The organism is Terriglobales bacterium (assembly GCA_035454605.1).
Taxonomy (GTDB): domain Bacteria; phylum Acidobacteriota; class Terriglobia; order Terriglobales; family Acidobacteriaceae; genus DATMAB01.
The window spans coordinates 1-7,948 of the sequence record DATIGQ010000107.1; the positions used below are offsets into that span (position 1 = coordinate 1).

7 protein-coding genes are annotated in these 7,948 nt (G+C 63.4%); all 7 read left to right on the plus strand.

Annotated elements, in window-relative coordinates:
- The first annotated feature begins 763 nt into the window (after window positions 1-763).
- Entirely contained in the window at window positions 764-1,549 is a 786-nt protein-coding gene (locus tag VLE48_07535; GenBank protein ID HSA92846.1) for a 4Fe-4S dicluster domain-containing protein, read from the plus strand.
- A complete protein-coding gene (gene hybB, locus VLE48_07540) occupies window positions 1,546-2,712 on the plus strand; it encodes a Ni/Fe-hydrogenase cytochrome b subunit (protein ID HSA92847.1) in 1,167 nt (388 codons plus the stop codon). The genes VLE48_07535 and hybB overlap by 4 nt, the downstream gene beginning before the upstream one ends.
- Window positions 2,696-4,366 (plus strand): ATP-binding protein, encoded by a 1,671-nt coding sequence (locus VLE48_07545; GenBank protein ID HSA92848.1) that lies wholly within the window; start codon window positions 2,696-2,698, stop codon window positions 4,364-4,366. The genes hybB and VLE48_07545 overlap by 17 nt, the downstream gene beginning before the upstream one ends.
- A 3-nt stretch (window positions 4,367-4,369) precedes the next feature.
- A complete protein-coding gene (locus tag VLE48_07550) occupies window positions 4,370-5,722 on the plus strand; it encodes a sigma-54 dependent transcriptional regulator (GenBank protein HSA92849.1) in 1,353 nt (450 codons plus the stop codon).
- Window positions 5,719-6,276, plus strand: a complete 558-nt coding sequence (locus tag VLE48_07555) for an archaemetzincin family Zn-dependent metalloprotease (protein ID HSA92850.1) — start codon at window positions 5,719-5,721, stop codon at window positions 6,274-6,276. The genes VLE48_07550 and VLE48_07555 overlap by 4 nt, the downstream gene beginning before the upstream one ends.
- A gap of 295 nt (window positions 6,277-6,571) precedes the next feature.
- The gene (locus tag VLE48_07560; GenBank protein HSA92851.1) at window positions 6,572-7,252 is read left to right on the plus strand and encodes a glycine cleavage system protein H; all 681 of its coding nucleotides are present in this window, start codon (window positions 6,572-6,574) and stop codon (window positions 7,250-7,252) included.
- Between the two features lie 161 nt (window positions 7,253-7,413).
- Window positions 7,414-7,948 (plus strand): FAD-dependent oxidoreductase (locus tag VLE48_07565; GenBank protein HSA92852.1); only part of this gene is annotated, 535 nt, incomplete at its 3' end.

Here is a 7,948-nt window from a genome sequence, read left to right on the forward strand (position 1 = left end):
CTCTCCCACCAATTCCGTGCCAAAAAACCACAAGAAGAGAGCAAGCCAAACCACTGGGGCCCTCGCGTGTTGGCGTGCAAGCATGAAGTCCTCCTTGCTGCCCTGACATTTCGTGTCGGAATCGGGATGCGCCCGCAGATACACTTAATCTGACCCAAAGTAAGCAAGTGCCCGTCCAAAGCGACTTTGCGATCACGATTTTCCGGGCTGGTAAGCACACAACCAGTTGTGCCTGCAACCGATTAGGTAGAGTTTGAGACGTTCGCGTTGGGGAAAAACTTCCGGGGACCCTAGTCAGAAAAGCTGACAAGTGTCAGGAATTCGGACCACCTTAGCGCGAAAGAACCCACTGTGCCTCGGTGCGCTCCGCCCAGAATAGGCCGCCGCCATGCCGCCCGCGTTCCACCCACTGTCACTACGCCTGCCAACGGCGAATGTGAAACCGTATCGGACCTACGTCTTCGACGTCACGCTCGAATACCGGTTCTAGGTTGAGTCCAAGCACGATGACTGGGGCGGGCAGCGGTCCTCGGAAAACCGTGCACCGCTGGCTTCCGAAGTTCAGTCATGCGACATCCGAACAGGATCGTCTACAGCGCCACCGCAGCGCATGAAGTGCAGCGTCACCGGCTCGGGTGAGCCCGGTCACATCGGTGAGTGGGCGTTGCTGAAACAATGAGTTTGGTGAAATCAGGGCTGCTGGCCGCGACTGATTCGCCGCCAGACGGCGCCACCCAGCGTGGATATGGGCATGGAGGCGCTGATGGGCAAAGCCATCCTCTACGATGCCACCCTGTGCATCGGGTGCAAGGCCTGTGAGCAGGCCTGTTCCGAGCAGAATCACCTTCCCTACAACGAAACCATCGCTGCCGAGGAAGCTACCTCGGAGCACAAGTTCACCTCCGTCCTGACCCGCGGAGAAAACTATCTGCGGCGCATGTGCATGCACTGCGAGGATCCCACCTGCGCCTCGGTGTGCCCCGTCGGCGCGCTGCGCAAGACCGAGCTGGGTCCGGTGACCTACGAAGAAAGCCGTTGCATCGGGTGCCGCTATTGCATGGTGGCCTGCCCCTTCAGTGCGCCCAAGTACGAATGGGGCAAGGTTCTTCCCGGAGTGCGCAAATGCACCATGTGCGCCCAGCGGGTGGCGGCCGGCCAGGCCACCGCCTGTGCGGAAGCCTGTCCTACTGGCGCCACCAAGTTCGGTGACCGGGACGAACTGATTGCCGAAGCCCGCCAACGGCTGGCGCAAAACCCTACCCAGTACGTCAATCACATCTTCGGGCTGAGCGAAGTGGGTGGAACTTCGGTGCTGATGATCTCCGGTGTGCCGTTCGAACGCTTCGGCATGCGCAGCAACTACGTTCAGGAACCGCTGCCTTTGCTCACCTACCGCGTGCTCTCCCGCATTCCTGACCTGGTGACGCTGGGCAGCGTGCTGCTGGGCGGGGTCTGGTGGATCACGCATCGGCGAGCCGAAGTGGCGGCCGCCGAAGGCAACGCCACCAAGCCCGGAGAGAAGGAACCCGAGACGGAGAAGAACCCATGACCGTCAAGCTGCCGCGCTTCACCTTCTGGCGAGGTGTTTTCGTCTTCGTGGTTCTGGCCGGAATCTACGCCTCCTATGTGCGCTTCACGCAAGGCCTCGGAGCTGCCACCAACCTCAGCGACCAGTTCCCCTGGGGCATCTGGGTCGGCTTCGATGTGCTGTGCGGTGTGATGCTGGCGGCGGGCGGCTTCACCCTGATGGCGGCGGTGCACATTTTCAACGTGGAGCGCTTCAAGCCCATCGGGCGCGCCACCTTGCTCACTGCCTTCCTGGGCTATGTGCTGGTGGTGGTGGCCCTGATGTTCGATTTGGGACGCCCCTACCGCATCTGGCATCCGCTGGTGATGTGGAATCCGCGCTCGGTGATGTTCGAGGTGGCCTGGTGCGTGATGCTCTACACCACGGTGCTGAGCCTGGAGTTCGCGCCGGTGGTGTTCGAGCGATTGCGGCTGGAGCGGCCCATGCGCATCCTCCGCGCCATTTCCATACCGCTGGTGATTGCCGGCGTGATCCTCTCCACCCTGCACCAGTCTTCGCTGGGCAGCCTTTACCTCATCGTCCCCCAGAAACTGCACCCTTTCTGGTACTCGCCGCTCTTGCCGGTGTTCTTTTTCATTTCCGCGATTGCCGTCGGCCTGGCCATGACCATCTTCGAGTCTTCGTTGAGCGCGAAGCACTTTCGGCGCCAGCTCGAGTTGCCGCTGCTGCAGGAGCTGGGGCGGATCCTGATGGTGGTGCTGGGGGTGTACCTGGTGTTGCGGGTGCAGGACCTCTACCACCGCGGCGCCTTGCGCATGGTGCTGGAGCCGGGCTACGAAACCTATCTCTTCATGCTGGAGATGGCCCTGGGATTGGTGTTGCCTCTGGGCTTGTTGCTGAATCGGCGGATGCGCGAGAGCCAGGGCGGACTCTATCTCGCGGCGGTCCTAGTGGTGCTGGGGTTCATCACCAATCGCTTGAACGTGAGCATCACCGGGATGGAAGCCGCGGCGGGCGTGCACTACATCCCCAAGTGGACGGAGATCGCCATCACCGCCAGCATCATTGCTATCGGCTTCTTCATCTTCGCTCTGGCCGCCCGCTACCTGGCCATCTTTCCGGAAGAACGGCCGCAGGCGGAGCTCCGGATGCCGGCGGAACTGAGCCATGTGGCCGCCGACTGAACCGCCGCGTTCTCCGGCGTGGAAACGCCTGAGCCATAGCCTCAGTGCCAAGCTCATCCTGCTATTGCTCGCGGCCATGCTGGTGGTCTTCGGTGTGCTCGGCTATCTGAACATCCGCCTCCACCGCCGCCACCTGGAGCAGGCCACGCTGCTTTCCGCTGAGCGCGTCAGCGACGTGCTCAAGCGATCCACCTCCTACTACATGCTGCGCAATGATCGCGAGGGTCTCTACCACATCATTGGAACCATCGCCAAAGAACCGGGCATGGAGCGCGTCCGCATCTTCAACAAGGAAGGCAGGATCAGCTTCTCGACCGATGCCGGCGAGGTCAACCAGTACGTGGACAAGCGGGCTGAGGCCTGCTACGCCTGCCACACCCAGGCGCAGCCCCTGACCCGGCTGGACCGCCCCGACCGCTTTCGCATCTATCGTGCCGGGGATCACCGGGTGCTGGCCATCATCAACCCCATCGAGAATCAGCCGGCCTGCTCCAACGCCGTTTGCCACGCCCATCCCGCGGAACAGAAGATCCTCGGCGTACTGGACACGAACCTCTCCCTGGCGCGTGCCGATGCCAGCCTGGCGGAAGGCACCCAACAGATGCTGCTCTACACCCTGCTTGCCGTCACGGGAGTGCTGGCGCTGACCGGGTTGTTCGTGTGGGAGGTCGTGCACCGCCCGGTCAAGGCTCTGCGGACGGGCACGGAACGGCTGGCGCGCGGCGACCTCGGCTATCAGATCGGCATCCGTTCGCACGACGAGCTGGGCGAGTTGGCGGCTTCGTTCAACCGCATGAGCCGCGAGTTGCAGGATACGCGCGCCGAAGTCACCGCCTGGACGCGCACCCTGGAAGACCGCGTGGAGCAGAAGACCCATGAACTGACCACCGCTCACGAGCAGATGTTGCAGGCCGAGAAGATGGCCTCGCTGGGCAAGCTGGCAGCGGTGGTGGCCCATGAGATCAACAACCCGCTCTCCGGCATTCTCACCTACGCCAAGCTGCTGCGGCGGTGGACGGAACGGCGTGAGGATGAAGAGCGCAGGCGCGAAGAGATTCATACCTCGCTGGAGTTGATCGAGTCCGAAAGCCGTCGCTGCGGCGAGATCGTGCGCAATCTGCTGAGCTTCGCTCGTACCGGTTCCATGAACGTGGAGCGGGCAGACCTGAACGCCATCGTGGAGCGCTGCCTGCGCCTGGTGAAACACCAGATGGAGCTGAACGGCATCCAGCTCCACACCGATCTTGCTCCCGGGCTTCCGGCGCTCGATTGCGACCCGGCACAGGTCGAGCAATTGCTGCTGGCGCTGGTGATGAACGCCATCGAGGCCATGCCGCGGGGTGGTGATCTGCAGGTGCGCACGCGCCTGTTGCCGGATTCCGGGGAGCTTGAATTGCAGGTGCAGGACAACGGTCCGGGCATCTCGCCGGAACTGTTGCCGCGCATGTTCGAACCCTTTGTCACCACCAAGGAAGAACGGCACGGCGTGGGCCTGGGACTGGCCATCAGCCGCAACATCGTGGAGCGTCACCAGGGAAGCATTCGCGTGGATTCCGAGCCCGGCAAGGGGACGACTTTCACCGTCGTATTGCCGCTGGGCGCGGAGAGTCGGGTGGCCGTCGCCTCGGCGCCAGCCGCCGCCAACGTGAGGTGAACCGTGAACGACAAGAGCAGTCTGCTGATCGTCGATGACGAACTCAGCGTGCGCGACTCGCTAAGCAAATGGTTCGGCGAGGAAGGCTACGAGGTCGGCGGGGCAGAAACCGCCAGCGAGGCGCTCTCGCGCATGGCGGAACGCCGCTGGGACCTGGCCTTGGTGGATATCAAGATGCGCGGAACCGACGGCATCGAACTGCAGCGCCGGATGCGCAACATCGATCCCGAAATGCTGGTCATCATCATGACCGGCTATGCCTCGGTGGAAACGGCGGTGGCCGCGCTCAAGAACGGGGCCTACGACTACGTGACCAAGCCGCTGGATCCGGACGAACTGGCGCACCTGGTGCGCAACGCCATCTCGCACCGCCGTGCCCATCAGGAGGTCGGCCGCCTGCGGGACACGGTGACCGAAGCTTGCCGCCCGCCCGACCTGATCGGGCAGAGCCCGGCCATGCGTCGCGTTTACGAAGCCATCGAAACCGTCGCCCCCACCGACACCACCGTGCTCATCACGGGCGAAAGCGGCACGGGCAAAGAACTGGTGGCGCGCACCATTCACGCCATGTGTCCGCGGCGATTCCATCCCATGGTCACCATCCACTGCGGCGCGCTGACGGAGACCTTGCTGGAGAGCGAGCTCTTCGGCCACGAGAAAGGCGCCTTCACGGGAGCCCAGTATCGCAAGAAGGGAAAGTTCGAGGTGGCGGAAGGGGGCAGCGTTTTTCTGGATGAGATCGGCGACATCTCGCTCAAGACACAAACCGACCTGCTGCGCGTCCTTCAGGAGCGTGAGATCGTTCGCGTGGGCGGCAACCAGCCCATCCGCGTAGACTTCCGCTGCATCGCTGCCACCAACAAGCCACTGGAGAAACTGATCGAGGACCGCGTCTTCCGTCCCGACCTGTACTACCGGCTCAACGTCTTCCGCATCGAGATTCCGCCGCTACGGGAGCGCCGCGGGGACATCCCCTTGCTGGTCGACCACTTTGTGCGCAAGTTCTCGCTCTCCATGAACAAGCGCATTCAGCGCGTCGGTCCCGAGGTGATGGAGCTGCTCCAGCAGCAGGATTGGCCCGGCAACGTGCGCGAATTGGAGAATGCCGTCGAGCGCGCCATGGTCGTGGCCCAGGAGCCGGAACTCCGCGAGCACGACTTCCTGCTTCAGCCGCGCACCGGCGCCGAAGAGCCGCGCACGCTGGAGGAGGCCGAGCGCCTTCACATCCTGCGCGTGCTGGAGCAGTGCGGCTGGAACCAGACCCGTGCCGCTGACGTGCTGGGGATCGATCGCGTTACCCTGCACAACAAGCTCAAGAAGTACGGATGGACCAGGCCGGCCGCCGTGAACCAATGAGGTTCCTCCACCTGTTGCCGGTGGGCAAGATCGAGGCGCGGTTGCTCGAAGGGCTGCGTCCGCACCTGACCACGGCCTTCGGTATGCCCTGCCGGCTTCTGCCCAACGCATTGGATCCCGCATTCGCATTTCAGCCCGGGCGACAGCAGTACCACTCCACGGAGATCCTCGACCGTTTGCGCACCTGCGTCGTGCCGGACACCTGGCGGCTGCTCGGCGTCACCGCCGCCGACGTCTGCATCCCCATCCTTACTTTCGTGTTCGGCGAAGCCCAACGAAACGGGGCCTGCGCTCTGGTTTCCACGCATCGCCTGCGCCAGGAGTTTTATGGACTACCGCCCGACTCGGGTTTGCTGGAAGGCCGCCTGCTCAAAGAGGCCCTCCACGAGTTGGGGCACACGCTCGACCTTCGCCATTGCGAGGACTACACCTGCGCGATGGCCGCGGCCCATTCCGTCGAATGGATCGACCTTAGGGCACCACGTTTCTGCGAACATTGCCGGGCGCGCATTGCGACCAAGAGCCTCGAGCGGGAATGGGTTAGCGCCCGCTGAATTCTGCATCACCCTCTGTTGCGAGTTTCATCGCATCCCTAAGCCCTTGAAAATACCGCTTTGCTTCGAGTTTTCGCCCTCCTGGCGCTTGTGCGGGGCGTTGAATTCTTCAACTGCCCACGATGGAGAAATTCATCGATTGGTTTGGGATCTGTCCAAGCAAGTCATCTTTTTCTCCTTTGTTCCCAAAGTCATGAACCGAGTCCAGCCTGCTCGGCTCGGTTGTGGCCGACCGATTGCTCCTTCAAGGTTGGCAACCGTCATCCGGTGGTTCGACGGCGGCCGGAGGTGCCTTATGGTTGTGCTACTCGTAATCGCGACTTTCGCAATCTTCCTGCTGATCGACTACCTGCGTAATCCTCAACCCGCGCTCGAGTTGCAGCCCCGGCCGGCAACGCAGCCTCAGCTTGCGGCAGCCGTCCCGCGCCCGCGGCCGGCCCTGGTCAGCGGGTTCTTCCTGCCGGAGAATCTGCGCTACCACCCCGGACACACCTGGGCGCTGAGCGAGAGCCCGCAGTTGGTACGCGTCGGCCTGGACGATTTTGCCGCGCGCCTGGCCGGGAAGCTCGACGACGTGACCTTGCCGCAGCGCGGCCAGTGGTTGCGCCAGGGCGAGAAGACCTGGACCCTGCGTCGCGATGGCTCCGCGGTGGAGATGGTGTCGCCCATCGAAGGTGAAGTGACCGACGTCAACCAGGCCGTGCTCCTCGATCCAGACCTGGCACGGCGCGATCCCTACGGTGAAGGCTGGCTGCTCAAGGTGCAGGCGCCGGATGCCAAGACCAGTTTCCGCAACCTGCTGGGCGGCACGCTCGCCCGTTCCTGGATGGAAGACGCTGCCACTCGCATGCATCGGCAGGTGCCCGCAGCGCTGGGTGCTGTGGCCCAGGATGGTGGCGTGGCTCTGGCGGATCTCACCTCCCACATGCCCGATGCCGACTGGACCCGCCTGGCCCGTGAGTTCTTCCTCTCCTAGGAGGCAGTTGACGACAGGCACAACCAGGCACCTTTGGCCGCGCCGGTCGACTTGTCGAACCAGCGCGGCCCGCTGTTCTCATCTTTGCGGACCAACCCGCAGTTGGGATAATGGCACCTTCCCGGACGCTACCGGCGAACGGACCCAGGGATAAACATAAGGTGTACGACGTCCTGATCATCGGTGGCGGTATCGTGGGACTGGCAACCGCCTTCGAACTCGCGCGGCGCCAACCCAACCTGCGCGTCATTGTTTTGGAAAAGGAACCGACGCTGGCCGCCCACCAGAGCGGCCACAACAGCGGCGTCATCCACTCCGGCATCTATTACCGTCCGGGCTCGCTCAAGGCGCGCCTGTGTGTCGAAGGCGCGGCGGCCATGCTCGCCTTCTGCCGCGAGCATGGAATCCCTCACCAGGTCTGCGGGAAGCTGGTGGTGGCCACGAATCCGGAGGAGGCGACCGCACTCGACGGCCTGCTTCACCGCGGCCAAGAGAATGGCGTACCTGATCTCGAAATCGTAGGGCCGGAGCAGATTCGCCGCCTGGAGCCGCACTGTTCCGGACTGGCGGCGCTGCGCGTGCCGGGCGGCGCCATCACCGACTACGCAGCCGTGACCCGCAAGTATGCCGAACTGGTGCAGGCGGCAGGAGGCGAGGTACGCACCGCGGCACGGGTGGAAGCCATCCACCAGCAGG

What these genes read in the sequence shown, in the direction of transcription:
- VLE48_07545 (HSA92848.1), top strand. Translation starts at nt 2,696, where the DNA reads ATGTGGCCGCCGACTGAACCGCCGCGTTCTCCGGCGTGGAAACGCCTG.
- VLE48_07560 (HSA92851.1), top strand. Translation starts at nt 6,572, where the DNA reads ATGGTTGTGCTACTCGTAATCGCGACTTTCGCAATCTTCCTGCTGATC.
- VLE48_07555 (HSA92850.1), top strand. Translation starts at nt 5,719, where the DNA reads ATGAGGTTCCTCCACCTGTTGCCGGTGGGCAAGATCGAGGCGCGGTTG.
- VLE48_07535 (HSA92846.1), top strand. Translation starts at nt 764, where the DNA reads ATGGGCAAAGCCATCCTCTACGATGCCACCCTGTGCATCGGGTGCAAG.
- hybB (HSA92847.1), top strand. Translation starts at nt 1,546, where the DNA reads ATGACCGTCAAGCTGCCGCGCTTCACCTTCTGGCGAGGTGTTTTCGTC.